Annotated in this window: 19 protein-coding genes and 1 pseudogene; 9 read left to right on the forward strand and 11 right to left on the reverse strand. The window is 72.1% G+C overall.

What is annotated here, in order from left to right; translation table 11 throughout:
- Positions 1-61: 61 nt before the first annotated feature.
- The 3 genes from HUO13_RS21705 (at position 62) to HUO13_RS21715 (ending at position 3996) form a co-directional block, all read left to right on the forward strand.
- Positions 62-1207, forward strand: a complete 1146-nt coding sequence (locus HUO13_RS21705; protein WP_211896947.1) for an epoxide hydrolase family protein — start codon at positions 62-64, stop codon at positions 1205-1207.
- Between the two features lie 12 nt (positions 1208-1219).
- On the forward strand, positions 1220-2305 hold the full coding sequence (locus HUO13_RS21710; protein ID WP_432757761.1) for a winged helix DNA-binding domain-containing protein: 1086 nt from the start codon (positions 1220-1222) through the stop codon (positions 2303-2305).
- Between the two features lie 155 nt (positions 2306-2460).
- The gene (locus tag HUO13_RS21715) at positions 2461-3996 is read left to right on the forward strand and encodes an ArnT family glycosyltransferase (protein WP_249123930.1); all 1536 of its coding nucleotides are present in this window, start codon (positions 2461-2463) and stop codon (positions 3994-3996) included.
- Positions 3997-4000: 4 nt separating this feature from the next.
- On the opposite strand, the gene HUO13_RS21720 is transcribed toward HUO13_RS21715, so the two are convergent.
- The 3 genes from HUO13_RS21720 to HUO13_RS21730 all read right to left on the reverse strand — a co-directional run bounded on the left by HUO13_RS21720 (position 4001) and on the right by HUO13_RS21730 (position 6280).
- Positions 4001-5284: a PrsW family intramembrane metalloprotease gene (locus tag HUO13_RS21720; RefSeq protein ID WP_211896948.1), complete on the reverse strand. Its 1284-nt coding sequence runs from the start codon at positions 5282-5284 to the stop codon at positions 4001-4003.
- A gap of 100 nt (positions 5285-5384) precedes the next feature.
- The gene (locus HUO13_RS21725) at positions 5385-5801 is read right to left on the reverse strand and encodes a MaoC/PaaZ C-terminal domain-containing protein (protein WP_211896949.1); all 417 of its coding nucleotides are present in this window, start codon (positions 5799-5801) and stop codon (positions 5385-5387) included.
- Between the two features lie 11 nt (positions 5802-5812).
- Entirely contained in the window at positions 5813-6280 is a 468-nt protein-coding gene (locus HUO13_RS21730) for a MaoC family dehydratase N-terminal domain-containing protein (protein WP_211896950.1), read from the reverse strand.
- A 288-nt stretch (positions 6281-6568) separates the two neighbouring features.
- On the opposite strand from HUO13_RS21730, the gene HUO13_RS21735 reads away from it, so the two are divergent.
- Positions 6569-8197, forward strand: coding sequence for a PucR family transcriptional regulator (locus tag HUO13_RS21735; RefSeq protein WP_211896951.1), 1629 nt, complete (start codon positions 6569-6571; stop codon positions 8195-8197).
- 9 nt (positions 8198-8206) lie between these two features.
- Here HUO13_RS21735 and HUO13_RS21740 read toward each other — a convergent pair whose 3' ends face one another.
- The 3 genes from HUO13_RS21740 to HUO13_RS21750 form a co-directional block, all read right to left on the reverse strand.
- Positions 8207-9457: an NAD(P)/FAD-dependent oxidoreductase gene (locus tag HUO13_RS21740; RefSeq protein WP_211896952.1), complete on the reverse strand. Its 1251-nt coding sequence runs from the start codon at positions 9455-9457 to the stop codon at positions 8207-8209.
- A 121-nt stretch (positions 9458-9578) separates the two neighbouring features.
- Positions 9579-10136, reverse strand: a complete 558-nt coding sequence (locus HUO13_RS21745; RefSeq protein ID WP_211903039.1) for a class I SAM-dependent methyltransferase — start codon at positions 10134-10136, stop codon at positions 9579-9581.
- A gap of 514 nt (positions 10137-10650) precedes the next feature.
- Positions 10651-10803, reverse strand: a complete 153-nt coding sequence (locus tag HUO13_RS21750; RefSeq protein ID WP_211896953.1) for a hypothetical protein — start codon at positions 10801-10803, stop codon at positions 10651-10653.
- Between the two features lie 241 nt (positions 10804-11044).
- On the opposite strand from HUO13_RS21750, the gene HUO13_RS21755 reads away from it, so the two are divergent.
- Entirely contained in the window at positions 11045-12214 is a 1170-nt protein-coding gene (locus HUO13_RS21755) for an NAD(P)-binding domain-containing protein (protein ID WP_211896954.1), read from the forward strand.
- On the opposite strand, the pseudogene HUO13_RS37630 reads toward HUO13_RS21755, so the two are convergent.
- Positions 12157-12288: pseudogene (locus HUO13_RS37630) on the reverse strand (ferredoxin); the annotation flags it as partial. The gene HUO13_RS21755 and the pseudogene HUO13_RS37630 overlap by 58 nt on opposite strands.
- A gap of 11 nt (positions 12289-12299) precedes the next feature.
- Complete coding sequence (locus HUO13_RS21760) at positions 12300-13505, reverse strand: cytochrome P450 (RefSeq protein ID WP_249123931.1); 1206 nt, start codon at positions 13503-13505, stop codon at positions 12300-12302.
- A gap of 160 nt (positions 13506-13665) precedes the next feature.
- Here HUO13_RS21760 and HUO13_RS21765 point away from each other — a divergent pair, with 160 nt between their 5' ends.
- Positions 13666-14325, forward strand: a complete 660-nt coding sequence (locus HUO13_RS21765; protein WP_211896955.1) for a TetR/AcrR family transcriptional regulator — start codon at positions 13666-13668, stop codon at positions 14323-14325.
- 138 nt (positions 14326-14463) lie between these two features.
- On the opposite strand, the gene HUO13_RS21770 is transcribed toward HUO13_RS21765, so the two are convergent.
- The gene (locus tag HUO13_RS21770) at positions 14464-15057 is read right to left on the reverse strand and encodes a TetR/AcrR family transcriptional regulator (RefSeq protein ID WP_211896956.1); all 594 of its coding nucleotides are present in this window, start codon (positions 15055-15057) and stop codon (positions 14464-14466) included.
- A gap of 97 nt (positions 15058-15154) precedes the next feature.
- Between HUO13_RS21770 and HUO13_RS21775 the strand changes: the two genes are divergently transcribed.
- Entirely contained in the window at positions 15155-15895 is a 741-nt protein-coding gene (locus HUO13_RS21775; protein WP_211896957.1) for an SDR family NAD(P)-dependent oxidoreductase, read from the forward strand.
- Positions 15896-15948: 53 nt separating this feature from the next.
- Positions 15949-16407: a DinB family protein gene (locus HUO13_RS21780; RefSeq protein ID WP_211896958.1), complete on the forward strand. Its 459-nt coding sequence runs from the start codon at positions 15949-15951 to the stop codon at positions 16405-16407.
- Positions 16408-16426: 19 nt separating this feature from the next.
- Here HUO13_RS21780 and HUO13_RS21785 read toward each other — a convergent pair whose 3' ends face one another.
- Positions 16427-17782 carry a uracil-xanthine permease family protein gene (locus HUO13_RS21785; RefSeq protein WP_211896959.1) on the reverse strand — a complete coding sequence of 452 codons (1356 nt, stop codon included), beginning with the start codon at positions 17780-17782 and terminating at the stop codon, positions 16427-16429.
- Between the two features lie 147 nt (positions 17783-17929).
- Between HUO13_RS21785 and HUO13_RS21790 the strand changes: the two genes are divergently transcribed.
- Positions 17930-18529, forward strand: coding sequence for an MOSC domain-containing protein (locus HUO13_RS21790; protein ID WP_249123932.1), 600 nt, complete (start codon positions 17930-17932; stop codon positions 18527-18529).
- A gap of 162 nt (positions 18530-18691) precedes the next feature.
- Here HUO13_RS21790 and HUO13_RS21795 read toward each other — a convergent pair whose 3' ends face one another.
- Positions 18692-19843, reverse strand: a complete 1152-nt coding sequence (locus tag HUO13_RS21795; protein ID WP_211896960.1) for an alkaline phosphatase PhoX — start codon at positions 19841-19843, stop codon at positions 18692-18694.
- Positions 19844-19880 lie beyond the last annotated feature (37 nt).

The raw sequence follows: 19880 nt of genomic DNA on the forward strand, positions 1-19880 counted from the left end.
GCCGGAGTCTGCCAGCAATGGCGGACCGGAGTTGTCCTCCACTCCGCCTAGCTTGGCCGTCATGACCGAGACGATCGAACCGTTCCGCATCGACATCCCGCAGGCGGACCTGGACGACCTGGCCGCCCGGCTGGCCGGCACCCGCTGGCCGGACCAGCCCGCGGGTGCCGGCTGGGACTTCGGGGTCCCCCTGGACTACCTGCGCGAGCTGGCCGAGTACTGGCGGACCCGCTACGACTGGCGGGCACAGGAGGCCGCGCTCAACTCGCTGCCGCAGTTCACCACCGCGCTCGACGGGCACCAGGTGCACTTCGCCCACGTCCGCTCGCCGGAGCCCGGCGCGCTGCCGCTGGTGCTCACCCACGGCTGGCCGGGCTCGATCGTGGAGTTCCTCCAGGTCATCGGCCCGCTGACCGATCCCCGCGCGCACGGCGTCGACCCTGCCGACGCCTTCCACGTCGTGGTGCCGTCGGCCCCGGGCTTCACCCTGTCCGGCCCGACCCGCGAGACGGGCTGGACCTGCGCCCGGGTGGCGGCGGCCTGGGCCGAGCTGATGCGCCGCCTCGGCTACTCGCGCTACGGCGCGCACGGCGGCGACTTCGGCTCGCTGATCTCCCGCGAGCTCGGTCTCATCGACGCCGAACACGTGACCGGCGTACACCTCACCTCGTTGTTCTCGGCCGGCGCGACCCCGGAGAACGCCGACTTCTCCGCCGAGGCCGAGCAGCGCAGCGTCGAGAAGGGCTACCGCTACGAGTACGAGCTCGGCGGCTACGCGGCGATCCAGAGCACCAAGCCGCAGCTGATGGCCTACGCCCTCACCGACTCCCCGGTGGCCCAGCTGGCCTGGCTCGCCGACGGGTTCAAGGCGTGGACCGACTCCACCGACGTCCCGGAGGACGCCGTGGACCGGGACGCGATGCTGACCAACGTGTCGCTGTACTGGCTGACCGGCACCGCGGGATCGTCCGCCCGCTACTACAAGGAGGGCGTGAGCACCTGGGGCGAGCCGGAGCCGGACTCACCGGTGCCGACCGCCGTCGCGGTGTTCCCGCACGACATCGCGCTGCCGGTGCGCAGGCTCGCCGAACGCAACAACAACATCGTGCGCTGGACCGAGTTCGACCGGGGCGGGCACTTCGCCGCGATGGAGGAACCCGACCTGCTCGTCGAGGACCTCCGGGCGTTCTTCCGCGACCACCGCTGAGGAGGTGGCGGCATGGCCGTGCTCACCAGACGTGCGCTGAACCGCGCCACGCTCGAGCGCCAGCAGCTCCTGCGGCGCGACGGCACCCCGATGGAGATCATCACCCGGCTCGCCGGGATGCAGGCGCAGGACCCCCACCTGCCCTACCTCGGGTTGTGGTCCCGGACCGCGGGCTTCACCCGGGAGCAGCTGACCCGGCTGCTGCACGAGCGGGCGGTGGTCCGCGCGACGCTGCACCGGGGCACCCAGCACCTGGTGGGCGCCGAGGACTACCGCTGGTTGCGGCCGACCCTGCAGCCGATGCTGGACCGGTGGCAGCGGGGCGCCTTCGGCAAGGCCACCGCCGGGATCGACCTCGCCGGGCTGGCCGCGGCGGTGCGGGAGTCGCTGGCCGACGGGCCGCTGACCAGGAGGCAGCTCGCGGACCGGCTCGCCGTCCGCTGGCCGGGCCACGACGCCATGGCGCTGGCGTGGTCGGCGCAGGCGCGGACGCGGGTCGTGCACCCGCCGCCCAACGGTGTCTGGGGCCATCACGGGCCCACCCTGTTCACCCCGGCCGAGACCTGGCTCGGACGTTCCGGGGCCGGCCAGGCCAGGCCGGACGAGCTGGTCCGGCGCTACCTCGCAGGCTTCGGACCCGCCGCGGTCCACGACATCCAGGCGTGGTGCGGGATGACCCGGCTTCGGGAGGTGGTGGAACGGCTCCGCCCGGAACTGCGGGTTCTGCGCGACGAGTCGGGGCGCGAGCTGTTCGACCTTCCCGACGCCCCGCTGCCCGACCCGGACGTACCCGCGCCGGTGCGGTTCCTCCCCGAGCTCGACAACGTCGTGATCGGCTTCCGCGACCGCTCCCGGATGATGACCGAACGCGAACGCGGTCACGTCGTCGTCGAGGCACCGGTCACCGCGGACGGCTTCCTATGCGGGTTCTGGCGGATGGAGTGCAGCGGCGGCAGGGCGTTGCTGCGGGTCGGCCTGACGCGCACTCTGTCCGAAGAGGACAGAGCGGAGGTCGAGGCGGAGGGGCGGCGTCTGCTGCGCTTCGCCGCCGACGACGCGGATGAGTGCGAGGTGCGGATCGGCGAGTTCGAGGAATAGGGTTCACCGCGCCCCAGTACCCCGCCCATACACGTTTTTCCCACGTGAGGCGGCAAAAAGCGGACCGCCGATCCGCGCCGTGATCGACTTCGACCCCGTAAACTCCCGTACCCAGGGGGTTTTGCACGCGCTGATGCCGTGATCCGGGGGAGAAGATGCCATCGACGTTCGGTCCCGCCGTCACGGGAACACGTGACCCGTCGCCCGTGCCGCCGGCACCCGGGCTCCCGCCGCTGGCGCGGGGTCCGGTGCTGGCGGTCGCGGCAGCGGCGGGTGCCCTGCTTCTCGCCCTCAGCGGGCGCTACGGCTACGTCACCGACGAGCTGTACTTCCTGGCCGCGGGCAAGCACTACCTCGACTGGGGCTACATGGACCAGCAGCCGCTGGTTCCACTGCTCGCCTGGGGGCTGGACGCTGCCTTCCCCGGCCTGCTGCCCGTGTTCCGGCTGCCCGCCGTGCTGGTCACCGTGCTCGGTGTCGTGGTCACCGCGCTGATCGCGCGCGAGCTCGGCGGTGACCGGCGCGCCCAGACCCTGGCCGCGGCCGCCTACCCGCTCTCGCCGTGGCTGCTGCTCAGCGGGCACTGGCTGGCCGCCGCGACGATGGAGCCGGCGCAGTGGGCCACCGTCATCTGGCTGCTGGTGCGCTGGGTACGGCTGCACCGGCAGGGCATCCACCGCGACCGGCTGCTGCTCGCGGCCGGACTGGTGGTGGCGCTGGCCGTGCAGACCAAGTTCCAGATCGCCGTCCTCTGCGTCGCGCTGCTGGCCGGTCTGCTCGCGGCCGGTCCCCGCGCCCTGCTGACCAGGCCGTTGCTGTGGGTCGGCGCGGCCGTCGCGCTGATCACCGCCGTGCCGACCCTGGTGTGGCAGGCGGCCAACGACTGGCCCGCGCTGGACATGGGCACCGTCGTCGACGGCGAGTCGAGCAGGCTGCTGTTCCTGCCCAACGTCCTGCTGTACTCGGGGATCGCGGTGGGCTCGGTGTTCTGCGGCTACGGGCTGTGGTGGCTGCTGCGCGCACCCGGACACCGGTTCCTCGGCTTGACTGTGGCCGCCGTGGCGCTGATCTACCTCGCCGCCAGCGGCCGCGCCAACTACCTCGCCGGGCTCTACGGACTGCTGTTCGCCGCCGCGGCCGTCGGTCTCCAGCAGCGCCGCGAACGGCGCGGTGTCCACCGGTGGCGCTGGCTGCCGTGGCCGGCGTACCTGCTCTCCGCGGTGCTCCCGCTGGCGCTGCTGCCGATCTACCCGCTGCCGCTGCTGGCGCGCCATCCCGAGTTGCCGAACTTCCCGAGGCTCTACGAGACCGGCTGGCCCGAGCTGGCGCGCACGGTCGCCGACACCTACCACTCGCTGCCCGCCGAGGTGCGCAGGCGGACGGTGGTCGTCGGCGAGAGCTACTACACCACCGCAGCCCTGGACGTGCACGGACGCGAGCTCGGCCTGCCCCGCGCCCACAGTCCGCACCGCGGCTACTGGTTCTTCGGGGCGCCGCCGGACCAGGCCACCGCGATGCTCTACGTCGGCAACGCCCAGCCGCTCGCGCCCTACTTCGGGACCGGCCGCGAGCTGGCCACCGTGCACAGCGACCTCGGCCTGCTCAACCTCGCCCAGGGCGACACGGTCACCTTCTACGAGCACCCGGAGGTGCCGTGGTCGGTGCTGTGGCCGAAGATCCGCACCATGTGATGCGTCAGCGCGGCGGCCACTGCTGCCCGGGCCTGCCCGGTCCCCGCGGCGGGACGGACTGCGGCGGCAACGACGGCAGCCTGGCCACGTGCAGGTTCGACGGCGGGGCGAAGAACCCCGACTGCTGCTGCCGCACCGCCCACGGTGGCGGCGGCGCCTGCGGAAGCCGCCGCATGAACGCCGTGGCGGCGGCGCGCATCAGGCCCACGATCGCCTCCCGGCGCGCGTGGAAGGCGTGCGGATCGATGGTTCCCAGCCGCGCGCGGTCGTGCAGCAGCGCGAGCTCGGTCGCGGCGAGCTGGTAGTCGCCCATCGCGCGGACCCCGGTGCCACCGGCCTGCCTGCGCGCCCAGTGCCGGGCCTGCCTGCGCCCGGCCATGGTCCCGAGCATGCGGATGTCGTCGGGCTGCACCAGTCCGCTGGGCACGTAGGCCGGCAGATATGTGCGGATCAGCCCCACCAGCCTGCGCCGGTCGCGCACCAGCACCACGATCATCACCACCAGCACCGCGGCCTCGACCGCGTAGGCGAAGAGCAGTCCGGGCAGGCCGAACGCCGTCGAGCCGTTCCACAGCCCGTGCAGCAGGACGGCGCCGATCCAGCCCGCGACCACGGCCAGGAAGCGCCCGGCGCCGCGGTGGGTCGCGGCATAGGCGACGCCGAGACCGGTCAGCGCCGTGTACAGCGGATGCCCCAGCGGTGCGATGACACCGCGCACCAGGACCGTCAACCAGAACTCGCCCTGCGGTCCCTCGAAGCCGCGCATGTAGTAGAGGACGTTCTCGACCAGCGCGAAGCCCAACCCGCACAGGCTCGCGTAGACGATGCCGTCGGTCGGCCCGTCGATCTCGTGCCGCCACCACCACAGCACCAACAGCAGCAGCACGCCCTTGAAGCTCTCCTCGACCACCGGCGCCACGACCGCCATCGTGACGAACATCCCGGCGTCCGGGCCGATCGCGAGCTCCAGCACGGCGCCGCCGAGGCTGTTGACGATGAGCGCTCCGACGATCGCCACCCCGCCGCCCCAGCCGAGGGCGAGCAGCAGGTGCAGTCGCGGTTCCGGTTCCAGCCGGTCGACGAGCAGGATCAGCCCGACCAGCACCACCGCGGTCGGCAGGGCGAGCAGGGTGCCGACCAGCACGCCCACCGGCTCCCCCGTGGCCAGGTAGAAGGCCAGGGCGAGCAGCAGGCAGATCCCCGACACCACCAGCCCGATGATCAGCGGCACGGGTGTGCGGTTGGTTCTGCGTCCTTCGAGGATCGACTGCGGTGTCAGCGCGGGCATGCGGGTGAGGGTAGGAGAAGCGGCGTCCCGGCCGCTGCCGATCGTGGCAAGCCCGACTGCGGTCCCCCGGTCACACCGATGGTCGCGTCCCGTTCTCGGCTCAGCCGAGCCGGACCACCGCGCGCACCGCGCTGAGCACGTCGGCACCCTCCATCGAGGCGGTGAGCTCGACCGCGACGCATCCGTCGCCGAGCTTTTCGGCCACCGCCCCCTCCACGACCAGCGTCACGCCCTCGTCGGTGTCGGGCACGACGACGGGCCGCGAGAACCGCACCTCGTACTCGACCACGGCGCCGGGATCACCGGCCCAGTCGGTGACCAGCCTGCCGACCCGGGCCATGGTGAACATCCCGTGCGCGATCACGTCGGGCAGCCCGGCCCGCTTCGCGGCGCGTTCGTTCCAGTGCAGTTCGTTGAAGTCACCGGACGCCCCGCAGTAGCGGATCAGGTCCAGCCTGCGGACCGGCAGCTCGCGCCGTCCGATGCTCGCTCCCACCTCCACGTCGTCGTAGCGCACCCGCACCGTCCTCACTCCCCCGTCCCGCTGGCAGCCGTGCCGCGCGAGATCAGCACGTTCACGGCGGTGCAAACCGGTTCGCCGTCCGCATCCGACAGCTCGGTCTCGACGCGGACGAGTTCGTGCGGTCCGGCGTCGCGGATCTCGGCGACGAGCCCGCGGACCGACAGCAGGTCCCCGGCGCGGATCGGCCTGCGGTAGCGGTACTTCTGCTCGCCGTGCAGGACCCTCCCGTAGTCCATGCCGAACTCCGGCTCGAAGATCGGGCTGCCCGCCGAGCCGATGCCGGTGATCACGATGGGGAACGTCGGCGGTGCGATGACGTCGGGATGCCCGAGGGCGCGGGCCGCATCCGGACTGCGGTAGGCGGGGTTCGGGTCGCCGATCGCCTCGGCGAACTCGCGGATCTTGACCCGGGTGACCTCGTAGGGCTCGGCGGCGCTGAACCGGTGCCCGAGGAACGCTCGGTTGATGGTCATGACGGCCCCTCTCCCCGGTCGCCTGCTCGCGGCACGTGCCCCACCCGTCGCCGGTTCCCTGCCGGCGCGCGGGAAAGGCGGATACTACCGGAACCCCTCGGTCGCCAGCTCTGTCCACCATGGATGGTCCTGCTCGCACCGCCCGGCGGCCGCAGCGGGCGGTGCCTCACCCGGCGAAGAAGTCCAGGTACTCGCGCCCCTCGGCGCCTCGACGCCCACAGCGTGGACAACCTGTTCTGTTCCGACGGCTCCGGCACTACGTTGTGTCCGGTACCGAAGGAGGTGGCGATGAACCCGACCTCGCCGGACGTGCCGGCCCTGCCCACCGTGGCCGACGTCCTGGACCTGGCCGCCGTCCGCGCCGGGCGGCCCAGGGTCGTGGCGGGCTCTGCCGGGCTCGAACGCCGGGTGCGCTGGGTGCACGTCGCCGAGATCGCCGACATCGCCACGCTGCTCTGCGGAGGGGAGCTGGTGCTCACCACCGGCATCGCCCTGCCCGACGAGCCGGCCGAGCTCACCGCCTACATCCGGGACCTGGCCGACGCGGGCGTGGCCGGCCTGGTCGTGGAGCTCGGCAGGCACTGGCGCGACCGCCTCCCCGACGCCCTGGTCACCGCCGCTGGACGGCACGACCTGCCGCTGGTCGCGCTCTACGAGGAGACGCGCTTCGTCGGGGTCACCGAGGCCGTGGTGGCGCTGATCCGCGACGCGCAGCTCTGCGAGCTGCGGGCCACGCACCGCATCCACGAGACCTTCACCGAGCTGACGACCACCGGGGCCGAGCCCGCGGAGGTCCTGGGCGAGGTGGTGCGGATGACCGGGCTGCCTGCGGTGCTGGAGACGATGTCGCGCCAGGTCCTGGCCTACGACGCGGCGGGATCGGATCCGGTGGCGCTGCTGTCGGGCTGGGGCGAGCGCTCCAGGCGCGTCCCGCAGTCCGGCCGCACCGGCTACGACCCGCGGGCCACCTGGCTCACCACCGTGGTCGGAGCGCGCGGCGACGACTGGGGCAGGCTGGTGCTGGTCTCACCGGAGCCGCCGCAGCACCGCCACGTCGTGGTCGCCGAGCGGGCGGCCTCGGCGCTCGCGCTGAACCGGCTGGTCACGCGCGACCGGGAGAACCTGGAGCGCCAGGCGCACCGCACCCTGCTGACCGAGCTGCTCGGCGGTGCCGGCGACAGCACCGATCTCGCCGCACGCGCGTGCGGAGCGGGGCTCGCGATCACCGGTGGGCTCACCGGGATCGCGGTGCGCCCGCGCACCACGGCCGCGGACGCACCAGCGCTCGAAACCCAGCCGTTCCTGCGCGACCTCGCCGAGGCGACCGCACAGGCCGCGCGCGGGGCACGGCTGCCCGCGCTCTGCGGGGTCGTCAACGACGTCACGGTCCTGGCGCTGGTCGCCGTGGACGGCGGCGACGACGCCGTGGTGGGCCGGCTGGCGGCCGAGGTCCGGCGCGCCGCGAGCAGCAGTCCGCACGCGCTGCCGCTGGTGATCTCCGTCGGTGGCACCGTCGGGTCGATCAGTGCGGCACGCCGCAGCCTCACCGAGGCCGCGCAGGTCGCGGAGGCGGCGCTGCATGGCGCCGACGACGGCCGCGAGTACCACCGGCTCGACGACGTGCGGCTGCGCGGCCTGCTGCACCTGCTCAGGGACGACGACCGGCTGGTGGCCTTCGCCGAGCGGGAGCTGGCACCGATCCGCTCCGACGGGCGCCTGCTCGCCGCCCTGCGGCATTACTGCGAGCATGGCGGCAACAAGTCCGCGGCGGCATCGGCGGCGCACCTGTCGCGCACCGCCTACTACGGGCAGCTCGCGCGGATCGAGCAACTGCTGGGCGTGGCACTGGACGCGCCGGAGTCCCTGGTCTCGCTGCACGTCGCGCTGCTCGCCCACGACATGCGCCGGCCGCGCTGACGGCAGCCGTCAGGCACGACCCGGCGTGAGCCCCTTGCTGTAGGCCTTGAGGTCGAAGTCCACATCGGACGCCTGCTCCGGCGTGAGGCCCGCACCGGCGGTCAGAATGCGCCGCACCGCCATGTGCTCGACCGGCCGCCCGACCGACTCCGCCCCCAGCAGCCGATCGCCCCGGTAGCAGAAGATGGTGAACCGGCCCTCGTCCCGGTCGCCGCGCACGACCCTGCGGTCGTGACCGCCGACCAAGCCGGCGATCTGGAGCTTCGCCGCACCCTGGTCGGTCCAGAACCACGGCACGGCCTCGTACGGGACTTCCTCGCCCGTCAGCAGCCGGGAAGCAACGTGGCGCGCCTGGTCCACGGCGTTCTGGACGGACTCGAGACGCACCGGGAACCCGGCGTGCGGACTCGGGAAGCGGGCGCAGTCGCCGATCGCCGAGATCGCCGGATCGCTCGTGCGCAACGTCTCGTCGACCGCGATGCCGTCGTCGACGCTCAGCCCGGCACGCTCGGCGAGCTCGGTGTTGGGACGCACGCCGATGCCGGCGACGACGAGGTCGGCGTCGATGCGCGTCCCGTCGGCGAGCTCGACACCGGTGACCGCGCCGCCCTCCCCGACGACCCGCGACACGCTGGTCCCGAACAGCAGGTTCACCCCGCGGGCGCGGTGGACCCCGGCGAAGAACTCCGACATCGGCTCGCTGACGACCCTGGACATCAACCGGGGCAGCGCCTCCACCACCGTCACCTTCGCCCCGGCCTCCACGGCCGCCACGGCGAACTCCAGTCCGATGAACCCGCCGCCGATCACGACGACGTCGCGCGCCGCGGGCAACGCCGCGCGCAGCGCGTCGGCGTCGGCCACCGTGCGCAGCCCGGCCACGCCGGCCAGGTCGGCGCCGGGAACGGGCAGCGCGCGGTTGCGGGAGCCCAGCGCGAGCACGAGGTGGTCGTAGTCGACGGTGGTGCCGGACTCGGTGGTCACCGACCCGTCCGCGCGATCGATGCCCGCCACGCGCTCGCCGCGCAGCAGCTCGATCTCGTTCTCCTCGAAGAACTCCGCGCCGCGCAACCGGATCCCGTCCACACCGGGCCTGCTCAGGTAGACCTTCGACAGCGGCGGGCGCTGGTAGGGCAACACCGGCTCGTCCCCGACGAGCACCACGCGGCCGGCGAAACCGCCCTGCCGCAGCGAAGCCGCCGTCTGGAAGCCCGCCTGACCACCACCCGCGATCACCACCGCCCCGACCGGGTGTCTCATCCACCCACCACCACGTCGAATCCGCGCCGAACACTGTCGCGGCAAGGATACGGAACGAGAGCGTCCGCTTGGTCGGCTCGGGGAGGACTGCCCGGTTGCCACCGCAGCGGGCAGCCCCGGATCAGCGCCCGGTGGGGCGGCGGCAGACGTAGGTGAGCGCCGGCGGGACGTTGCGCCAGATCGTGCGGCTGGTGACGACCTCGTCGAAGGCGGTGTCCAGCCGCCTGCGGAACTGTCGCGCCCCGGTCATGCCGAGCGCGTGGACGTAGGCGAAGGTCGTGAACGCGCCACCGGGAGCCAGTACCGCGCCCACCTGTTGCAGGATCGCCTTCTGCAGCTCCCCCGGGAAGATCGACCACGGCAGCCCGCTGACCACCGCGTCCACCGACTCGATCCCGGCACCGGCCAGCAGCTCGCCGAGGTGGGCCGCGTCGCCCTGGACGACCTCCAGCCACGGAACCTCGGTGCGCAGGTACTCGACCATGCCTGGGTCGAGCTCGATGGCCAGGTGCCTGCCGCCGGTGGGCAGCCGCTTGGCGACCGCGCCGCTGAGCGCTCCGGTGCCGGGTCCGAGCTCGACCACGACCGGGTTGCCGGAGGTCGGCACGACCGAGGCCATCTGCCTCGCGAGGCCCGGCGAGCTCGGCGCGACCGCACCGACCAGCCCGGGCTTGCGCATCGCCCGGCTGACGAACGCCCGGTAGCCGGCCAGGACCGATCCGCCGGCGGGCCGCTGGTCGAGCGCGCGTGCTCCGTCTCGATGCTGAGGTGCTGTCACGGATACCTTCCCGGGGCCGAACCGACGTCCTCGGCTCACCCTATCGGCTCAGAGACGGCCAGGGCACGGACCCGTCGATCACCCCGCGGGCCGCCGGCCGCACCAGCGGGTGTAACGGACGACACAGCCGGGGCGATGTTCACAGGCGACGGCACGACCTCGCAGAGAGGCGGGCACGCGAGGAGCCCCGTTCCGGCGGAATTCGTCGGAAGCGGGGCTTCGTCATTTCAGCGGTGCGATTCGCCGATGGCGAATGCGAATACCCGGTTTCCGAAACATGACGTGCACGTCACGAAAAAAGATTCCGGAAATCGAGTAACAGAACCGGGCCCGGCAGCGATGCACCGCTCCCGCCCGGAGACACAGCGGGCTTGTTCCTCATCGGAGCAAGCCCGTTGCACGCTTGGACTCCGACTCAGACCGCGGCCGGCTCGGCCAGCGGAGCGACCGGCTGTACGGCCTGGTCAGGGGCACTCGCAGAAGGCCGCCGAACCCACCTGACCGCCGCGCCCGCCGCCGCCAGCAGCACGACCGCCTCGGTCACCAGAGCCACCCACACCGTTGCCACTTTCGTTGCCTCCCTTCTGCATACCTCCCCGTCTCCGGAACGCGCGTGCGAAGGCCGCCCGTGCAGGGCGGTTGTTCCGAAGAGGTTTGGGGCGAACACCCACTTGCGTAAACAATCGTAGATCTTTGTTTCGACCTTGTTGAAGGGGGCCGGGCAGTGGTGTGCGTCGCACTCTTGTGCCGGTGTCGCGCCTCACGCTCCGCACGGGAAAGGGCGGGGCCGCTGCGCCGTTCTGGTGGACATGCGCGAGGTCGACGTCATGGTCATCGGCGCGGGGCAGGCGGGGCTCAACAGCGCCTTCCACCTGCGGCGCACCGGCCACGAGCCCGGTGCCGGGTACGTGGTGCTGGACGACGCCGACGGTCCGGGCGGCGCCTGGCGGCACCGCTGGCCGTCGCTGCGGATCGGCGGCGCGCACGGCGTGCACGACCTGCCGGGCCTGGCCTTCGACACCGGCGACGCCTCCCGACCGGCTTCGGAGGTGGTGGCGGAGTACTTCGAGCGCTACGAGCGGACCTTCGGCCTGCCCGTGCTGCGCCCGGTCGAGGTGCGCGCCGTGCGTGATTCCGGAGCACGGCTGACCGTCGAGACCTCGGTGGGCGACTGGTCGGCGCGCGCGGTGATCAACGCGACCGGGACGTGGGAGCACCCGTTCTGGCCGCGCTACCCCGGTCAGGAGCTGTTCGCGGGCCGACAGCTGCACACCGCCGACTACCGCGGACCGGAGGAGTTCCGGGGCATGCACGTCGTCGTGGTGGGCGGCGGCATCTCCGCGGTGGAGCACCTCGCAGAGATCTCCGAGGTCGCCTCGACGACCTGGGTGACGCGCCGCCCGCCGGACTTCGGCGAGACCGCGTTCACCCCCGAACGCGGGCGGGAGGCCGTCGCCGAGGTGCAGCGCCGGGTCCGGGCCGGACTGCCGCCGGGCAGCGTGGTGAGCGTGACGGGACTGCCACCGACAGCCGCCGTGCGCGCGGCGCGCGAGCGCGGCGTCCTGGAGCGGGTGCCGATGTTCGACCGCATCACCGCACACGGCGTCGCCTGGCGCGACGGCCGGGAGCTGCGCGCCGACGTCATCCTGTGGGCCACCGGATTCCGGCCGGCGATCCGCCACCTCGCCCCGCTCCAGCTGCGTGAGCAGGGCGGCGGGATCGAGGTCGACGGGACCCGCGCGGTGCGCGAACCGCGCCTGCACCTGGTCGGCTACGGCCCGTCTGCCAGCACCGTGGGCGCCGGCCGCGCGGGCCGCGCCGCCGTGCGCGAGATCAACGCCCTACTGGCCCGATCTCAGTCCTCGACCAGCGACAGCGCGGCCGCCGGGCACAGGTCGACCGCCTCGCGGACCGGCTCCAGCTCCTCGTCGCCGACGTGGTCGGTCAGCAGCACCACCGTGCCGTCCTCGTCGTTCTGATCGAACACCGCACCGGCGGCGAGCACGCACTGGCCCGCACCGACGCAACGGTCCGCATCGGCGTTGATCCGCATCGAAGCACTCCTCACCACGTCACCGACATCTCGTGCGCCCCGTAGACCAGGGCGTCGTCCTTGAACCTGATCCCGTCCAGGCCGTTTGCCAGGCGCAGACCCGGGATGCGGCGGAACAGCGTGTCGAAGACGATCTGCAGCTCCACCCGCGCCAGGTTCTGGCCGAGGCACTGGTGCGCGCCGAACCCGAAGGCCACGTGGTTGCGCGCCTGGCGGTCGAGCTCGAGCTCGTCCGGCGAGTCGAATGCCTCGGGGTCGCGGTTGGCCGACAAGCCGACGGCGACCACACCTTCGCCCTCCCTGATCAGCACTCCCCCGATCTCGACGTCGGCGAGCGCCGTCCGCGAGGTGGCGCCGTCGACGATCGAGAAGTACCGCAGCAGCTCCTCCACCGCGGCCGGCGTCCGCGCCGGGTCCTCGGTGATGCGCGCGAGCTGCTCCGGGTTGTCCAGCAGCGCCAGGGTACCGAGCGAGATCATGTTCGCGGTCGTCTCGTGCCCGGCGATCAGCAGCAGGAAGGCCAGGCTCACCAGGCCCTCGCGGTCCACCTCGCCGTCCTCGGTCTGCTGGACGATCTGGCGCCCGAGCAGGTCGTCGGTGGGCCGGAGCACCTTCTCTGCCACCAGTTCGTCGAGGTAGCGCCGCAGGTCGAGCACCACCTCGCGCCTGCGTTCGGCAGGCGTGGAGCGGCTGATCATCAGCGCGCTGCGGCCCTGGAAGAAGTCGTGGTCGGAGTAGGGCACGCCGAGCAGCTCGCAGATCACCAACGACGGAACCGGTAACGAGAGCTCCCGGACCAGGTCCACGGGCCCGCCGGCGGCGAGCATCCGGTCGATGCACTCGTCGACGATCTCCTGGATGCGCGGCCGCATCCGGTTGATGCGGCGCACCGTGAACTCGCCGATGACGGCGCGGCGCGCTTCCGCGTGCTCCTGGCCGTCCATCCCGATCATCGCCTGCTTGTTCTCGGCCACCACGGCCTGTCTGCCGGGGATCAGGCTCGGAAATCCGGGCTTGCGCCGGTCGGAGCTCATCCGCGGGTCGGAGAGGACGCGTCGCACGTCCTCGTGACGGGTCACCAGCCAGGCGGCGCCTCCGCCGATCGTCCGGACCCGCTTGACCGGCTCCTGCGAGCGCAGCTGCGCGTACTCCTGCGGTGGCGAGTACGGGCAGGTGCGCGGCATGGGATAGCTCAGAGCTTCTGAAGACGCCGACATCGTGGCTCCAGGATCGCAGTAGATGATGTGGAAGAACTTGTTCCGCTTCCGTTCGCCACGGTAGCGAAGCGGAGGAACTCCGTCCACCTGATCGCGTCCGGCGCGATCGTTGCGCGTGCGACAATCCGCGCATACCAACCGAGTACCCGAAGAGAGGACGATGACCGAGGCCGCCGAACGGACGCGCTTGCGCGCCGACGCACGACGCAACAGGGACCGGATCGTCTCCGCCGCCCGCACGGTCTTCGCCGAGCGCGGCGCCGAGGTCCCGATGGAGGAGATCGCCCGCGCGGCCGAGGTGGGCGTCGGCACCCTCTACCGGCGCTTCCCGGACCGCGACTCGCTGATCCGCGCGGTCGCCGTCGACACCCTGCAACGCGTCCTGGACACCACGCGGGCGATCGTGGCGCGGGAGCAGGACCCGTGGGCGGCGCTCACCGAGGTGGTGATGTCCATCGCGGACCTGCGGGTGGTGCTCCAGCTCTCCCTGCTGTCACCGCGCGCCCGAGTGGTGCTCACCCAGGACGATGACGCGCACCGCATCCGCAACGTCCTGATGGGCATCCTCGACGAACTCGTGCGCGCCGCCCAGGAGAACGGCTCCATGCGCACCGACGTCAGCGGCGCCGACATCGCGGTACTGCTCTCGCTGGTGCTGCGCGGCATCAACGGACTGCCGCACGACCTGAAGCTCGCCGCGCCTCCGCGGTTCCTGACCCTGATGCTCGACGGCCTGCGCTTCGGCTCCACCACTCCGCTGCCCGGGAGGTCGGTGACCCAGGAGGACCTGGACTTCATTCGTACGTCGGACCAGGAGTGACCTCGGGCTTCCGGGCCGTGACCGCAGGGCTTCGCGGGTTCCGGACCGCACGCCCAGCCGACTGCCGCCGCAGGCCGACGCCCTGGCATCCCGTGGCACCCGGCGAATCCCGCCGTCGCGCAATGCCCGACTTGCCGCCTACACCAGCGAATCCCACGCGCACATCGCCCGGTCGACCACAGCGCGCAGTTCGGCGCGCGACCGGCCGTCCCGGGCCTGCAGCGACAAACCCTGCTGGACGGTCATGAAGAACGTCGTCATCGCCGCGGTGTCGGTACCCGCGGGCAGATCACCTTCGGCCACCCCGCGTTCGAGGCGCTCCTCGACCAGCGCGTGATCCTGGCGCCTGCGGGCGGCGAGGAACTCTCGCACGCCTTCGTCCGCGGTGTTGGTCGCGGCGAGCACGACGAGGCAACCGGGCGGTGAGTCCGGGTCAGTGGCGGCGTCGGCGCTGCCGCGCAGCATCGCCTCGACGACCTGCCGCGCGGTCGGCTGCTCGCGCACCGCGCGGGCGATCGGCGCGCGCTCCCGCGAGGTGTAGACCTCGACGGCCTCGTGGAACAGGCCCTCCTTCGACCCGAACGCCGCGTACAGGCTCGGCGGGCTGATGCCGATCGCGGCGGTCAGGTCGCTGAGCGACGTGCCGTCGAAGCCGCGCCGCCAGAAAAGCTCCATCGCGACCCTGACCGCGCGATCGCGGTCGAAGGCGCGAGGGCGGCCACGTGGCGACACCTGCCCACCTCCCGTCCTGCGTGCGAATCCCGGTTGACCTTCGGTCGATCACGATGATAGCTATTTTATAGCGTTCGATACAGATTGGAGCACTCGCATGACCCAGCTCAGCGGCAAGGTCGCACTCGTCACCGGTGGCAGCCGGGGTATCGGGGCGGCTATCGCCACCCGGCTCGCCCAGGACGGATCCGACGTGGCCGTCACCTACAACGCGAACGCCGACGGCGCGGCGCGGGTGGTCGACCGGATCAAGGCCGCGGGTGCCCGCGCCCTCGCCGTCCCGGCGCCGGCCACCGATGCCGGCGCGGTCGCAGGCGCGGTCGAACAGACCGTCGCCGAGTTCGGGCGGCTCGACATCCTGGTCAACAACGCGGGTGTCTTCCCGCGAGGGCTGATCGGCGACCTCACCGTCGAGGACTTCGACGCCGCGGTCGCGGTGAACATCCGCGCGGTGTTCGCCGCGTGCCAGGCCGCCGCCGGGCACCTGGGCGAGGGCGGCCGGATCATCAACATCGGCAGCACCCTGGCCGACCGGGTGCCGCAAGCGGGGCTGAGCCTGTACTCGCTGACCAAGTCGTCCCTGACCGGCTTCACCAAGGGCCTCGCCCGCGACCTGGGGCCGCGCGGCGTCACGGCCAACGTCGTGCACCCGGGCAACACCGACACCGACATGAACCCGGCCGACCGGGAGGGCGCCGAGGCCAAGATCCCCCTGATACCGATGCGCACGTGGGGACGCCCCGAAGACGTGGCCGCAACCGTCGCGCACCTCGCGGGCGAGTCCGGCCGCTACATCACGGGGTCGGCGATCACCGTCGACGGCGGCGTCAACGCCTGACCGGGTCGCGGTCGGCGGCGCATCCCCTCGCCGCCGGGGGAAGGATGGCGGCCATGGGCACCGATGACTTCCTCCTCGTCGCCGACCGCGCCCTCGACGGCATGGCGCGGATCGTCGCCGACCTCGGCGACGATCTCGCCAACCGGCGCCCGGACCTCCCCGGCGCCAACTCCCCGTACCAGCTGCTGACCCACTGCCTGGGCCTGCTCGAGTACTGGGTGGGCGAGCTCGTCGCGGGCCGGCGGATCGAGCGCGACCGCGACGCCGAGTTCACCGCGAGCGGCCCGGCCGCCCCGCTGGCGGAGCGCGCTGCGTCGGCCAAGGCGCAACTGCGGCACGACCTGGCAGCACTGCGTCCCGGCGCTCGGCTGAACCCCACGCACCGGTCGTGGATCCCGCCCGAGCACCCGATGACGCAGGAAACCGCCCTGCTGCACGTGATCGAGGAACTGTGCCAGCACCACGGCCACATGGAGATCACCCGCGACCTGCTCCTGGCGGCCACCCGTTAGCGGCGGAAGCAGCAGGCGGTCAGCCCATCCGCCCGGTGTTCCCCTTCGGCGCCAGCAACCGCAGCACGTGGTAGCCGACGAGGGTGACGACGGTCCCGAGGGCGATGCCGCTGAAGCTGAAGGACGGGGTGATGTCCAGGGACACGTCTCCGATCCCCGCGACGAGGCCCGCCGCCAGCGGCAGGAGGTTGACCGGGTTTCCGAAGTCGACCCGGTTCTCCACCCAGATCTTCGCGCCGAGCAGACCGATCATGCCGTAGAGGACGACCGTGATGCCGCCGAGGACCCCGCCCGGTGTCGCCGCGATGACCGCCCCGAACTTCGGGCACAGCCCGAAGCCGATGGCCACGATCGCCGCCACCCAGTACGCCGCCGTCGAGTACACGCGGGTCGCGGCCATCACGCCGATGTTCTCCGCGTACGTCGTCGTGGGCGGCCCGCCGACCGCGCTGGAGAGCGTGGTCGTGAAGCCGTCCGCGAAGATGGCGCGCCCCAGGCTGCCTTCCAGGTCGGTGCGGGTCATCTCCTCGACCGCCTTGACGTGCCCGGTGTTCTCGGCGATGAGGGCGATCACCGCCGGCAGCACGACCACGATCGCGGTCGCCTCGAACGACGGCGCGTGCAGGGTCGGGAACCCGAACCAGCTCGCCTCCGGGACCGCGCTGAGATCGACCCGGTAGTGCGGCACCACCTCCCCGCTCGCGGTCGCCGAGGTGATCATCCCGAAGACGCGGTCGAACACCCACGACAGCACGAACCCGGCGACCAGGGCGATGAACACCGCGATGCGGCTCCAGAAGCCGCGCAGCAGCAGGCTGCACGCGAGCACCAGCACCATCGTGATCAGCGCGATCCACTGGTCCTGCGGCCAGTAGGTCTTGGCCACGACCGGCGCCAGGTTGAACCCGATGAGCATCACCACCGCGCCCGACACCGCGGGCGGCAGCACGCGGTGCACCACGCGGGCCCCGACGAAGTGCACGACCAGCCCCACGACCGCGAGCACGACACCGGACACCAGGATCGCGCCGGTCACCGCCGAGCTGTCCCCGCCGCCGGCGCGGATCACCGTGACCGCACCGACGAACGACGCGCTGCTGCCGAGGTAGGACGGGATGCGACCCTGCACGATGAGCAGGAACAGGATCGTCGAGACCCCCGAGACCATGATCGCCAGGTTCGGGTCGAGCCCCATCAGCACCGGGAAGACGAACGTCGCGCCGAACATGGCCACCACGTGCTGCGCGCCGAGGCCGATCGTGCGGCCCCACGACAGCCGCTCGTCCGGGGCGACGGCCTCGCCTGGCGCCGGCGTGCTCCCGTCTCCGTGCAGCGTCCACACGACGCCCAGCTTCCTGCCCAAACCCTGTCGCATCAGGACAGTCTCCCCCACGAACCGGCCGGTCAGGTCTCAGGTCGGGCACCGGAACGAGAAGAACGGGTCGCCGTCCACGCTGGACACGCAGAGCGTCCTCCAGACGCGTTTTCCGGATGCCTGCGTTGGGGCGCTAGCTTCGATCACGTGGCAGTCGCTGTGGGAGTGGTCGAGCGGATCTGGCGGTACCCGATCAAGTCGCTCGGAGGTGAGCGGATCGAGAGAACCGACGTGGACCAGCGCGGACTCGTCGGGGACCGCCTGTACGCGGTTCGCGATGCCGACGGCAGGTTCGGTTCCGGGAAGAACACCCGCCGCTTCCGCCGGATGGCGGGCCTGCTGGAGCTGCGCTCCCGCTACCGCGACAGCATCCCGCAGCCGGAGCTGCTGGATCCGCGAGGCGCGGTGGTGGCCGACCCGACGGCCTACGTCCGCGGCTACCTCGGCCGGGACGACGTCGAGGTGGCCCGGGAGGCAGCGGTGTCCCACTTCGACCAGTTGCCGTTGAGCGTGCTCACCACCGCCACCCTCGACTGGGTGCGCGCGGCGGTGCCCGGCGTGCCGGTCGACGAGCGTCGTTTCCGGCCGAACCTGCTGGTCCGGACGCCACCGGGCACCCCGCCGTTCGTCGAGGACGAGTGGCTGGGCAGCACGGCGCGGGTCGGGAGCACCCTTTCCGTGGAGTTCGTTCGGTCCAGCGAGCGTTGCGTGATGGTCAACGAGGCCCAACACGACCTCCCGCGCTAGCCGCTGGTGCTCCGTGCGGTCGCGCGAGGGCACCGGAACCGGCTCGACGCGCTCGCCACGGTGGCCCGTCCGGGGCCGGTGCAGGTCGGCGACATCGTCACGGTTGTCTGAGGACACGCCGTGGTGTCCGGCGGATGGCCGCCGGACACCACGTGGCGCCGCTCAGCTCTTGCGGAACGGCCCGCTGACCTCGTAGGTGATGCCGCCGCTGTTCTCGCCGGTGGCCCCGCGCTGCGAGGAGAAGTAGAGCCGGTCGCCGGACGGGTCGAACGCGACACCGCACAGCTCCGACTGGTCCTGGCCGGTCACGCGCAGGAACGGGGCGACGACGTCGTCCGGGGTGATGATGCAAACCTCCATGTTGCCGCCGTCCTCGGCGACGTAGAGGTCGCCCACGGCCGCGCCGGTGATGTTGTCCACGCCGGTGAGCGGGGCGTCGGCGGAGTCATCGTCGTCGTAGGCGACGTTGAGGACGTTGTTCACCGCGTCGTAGGCGTAGACCCGGTTCTCGCCCTTGGCGGTGAAGAAGCAGGTGCCGGAGCGGTAGTAGGCGCCCTCGCCGCCGGAGATGTGCAGCGCCTCTGCCACCTGGTGGCGGGTCGCGGTGTCCGCGGCGCTGGGGTCCGGGACGTCGACCCAGGCCAGACCGCCGTCGCGGTCGGCGAGCACCTGCAGGGTCCCTGCCGACATGTCCTCCCAGGTCGTCGGCACGAAGCGGTAGAAGCAGCCGTCGCCCTCGTCCTCGGTCAGGTACACGACCTTGCGATCCGGGTCGACCGCCGCGGCCTCGTGGGTGAAGCGTCCCATCGCCGGGTGCGCGACGGCCTCCTTCTGTCCCCACGGGTCGGTCTCGAACACCTGGCCGCGGTCGAACTCCTCGCACGACAGCCAGGTGTTCCACGGTGTCGCACCACCGCTGCAGTTCACACTGGTGCCCGCCAGGATCGGGTAGGCGGCGGTGATCTCGCCGGCGCTGTCGAAGCGCACCGCGCTGACGCCGCCCTGGCCGTCGTACTGCTCGGAGTTGGACACGTAGATCCAGCCGTCGCCGTCGGCGAAGCACGCGCCGCCGTCCGGCGCACCGTGCCAGACGTGGCCGGTTCCCGCTACCTTCTGCCCCGTGCGGGCGATGACCCGGCTGGTGAACCCCTCCGGGAGCATGAGCCCGTTGGCGTCGGGCGGAAGCAGTTCGCCGTAGGGGCTGGTGCCGGGAAGGGCCGGGAACGCGATCGCCTCCCTGGTGACCGAGAAGCCGAAGGCGACCGAAGTGCCGACGCCGAGCACGGCGGCGCGCAGGAAGTTACGTCGTTGCACGGTGGGGCTCCTACTACGCGAGATCAGTTCGGGACTG

Origin of the sequence: Saccharopolyspora erythraea (assembly GCF_018141105.1) — a bacterium.
Lineage (GTDB): Bacteria > Actinomycetota > Actinomycetes > Mycobacteriales > Pseudonocardiaceae > Saccharopolyspora_D > Saccharopolyspora_D erythraea_A.

Coding starts and splice junctions, on each gene's coding strand:
- HUO13_RS21705 (WP_211896947.1), top strand. CDS start 62: ATGACCGAGACGATCGAACCGTTCCGCATCGACATCCCGCAGGCGGAC.
- HUO13_RS21710 (WP_432757761.1), top strand. CDS start 1,220: ATGGCCGTGCTCACCAGACGTGCGCTGAACCGCGCCACGCTCGAGCGC.
- HUO13_RS21715 (WP_249123930.1), top strand. CDS start 2,461: ATGCCATCGACGTTCGGTCCCGCCGTCACGGGAACACGTGACCCGTCG.
- HUO13_RS21720 (WP_211896948.1), bottom strand. CDS start 5,284: ATGCCCGCGCTGACACCGCAGTCGATCCTCGAAGGACGCAGAACCAAC.
- HUO13_RS21730 (WP_211896950.1), bottom strand. CDS start 6,280: ATGACCATCAACCGAGCGTTCCTCGGGCACCGGTTCAGCGCCGCCGAG.
- HUO13_RS21735 (WP_211896951.1), top strand. CDS start 6,569: ATGAACCCGACCTCGCCGGACGTGCCGGCCCTGCCCACCGTGGCCGAC.
- HUO13_RS21740 (WP_211896952.1), bottom strand. CDS start 9,457: ATGAGACACCCGGTCGGGGCGGTGGTGATCGCGGGTGGTGGTCAGGCG.
- HUO13_RS21745 (WP_211903039.1), bottom strand. CDS start 10,136: ATGCGCAAGCCCGGGCTGGTCGGTGCGGTCGCGCCGAGCTCGCCGGGC.
- HUO13_RS21755 (WP_211896954.1), top strand. CDS start 11,045: ATGCGCGAGGTCGACGTCATGGTCATCGGCGCGGGGCAGGCGGGGCTC.
- HUO13_RS21760 (WP_249123931.1), bottom strand. CDS start 13,505: ATGTCGGCGTCTTCAGAAGCTCTGAGCTATCCCATGCCGCGCACCTGC.
- HUO13_RS21765 (WP_211896955.1), top strand. CDS start 13,666: ATGACCGAGGCCGCCGAACGGACGCGCTTGCGCGCCGACGCACGACGC.
- HUO13_RS21775 (WP_211896957.1), top strand. CDS start 15,155: ATGACCCAGCTCAGCGGCAAGGTCGCACTCGTCACCGGTGGCAGCCGG.
- HUO13_RS21780 (WP_211896958.1), top strand. CDS start 15,949: ATGGGCACCGATGACTTCCTCCTCGTCGCCGACCGCGCCCTCGACGGC.
- HUO13_RS21785 (WP_211896959.1), bottom strand. CDS start 17,782: ATGCGACAGGGTTTGGGCAGGAAGCTGGGCGTCGTGTGGACGCTGCAC.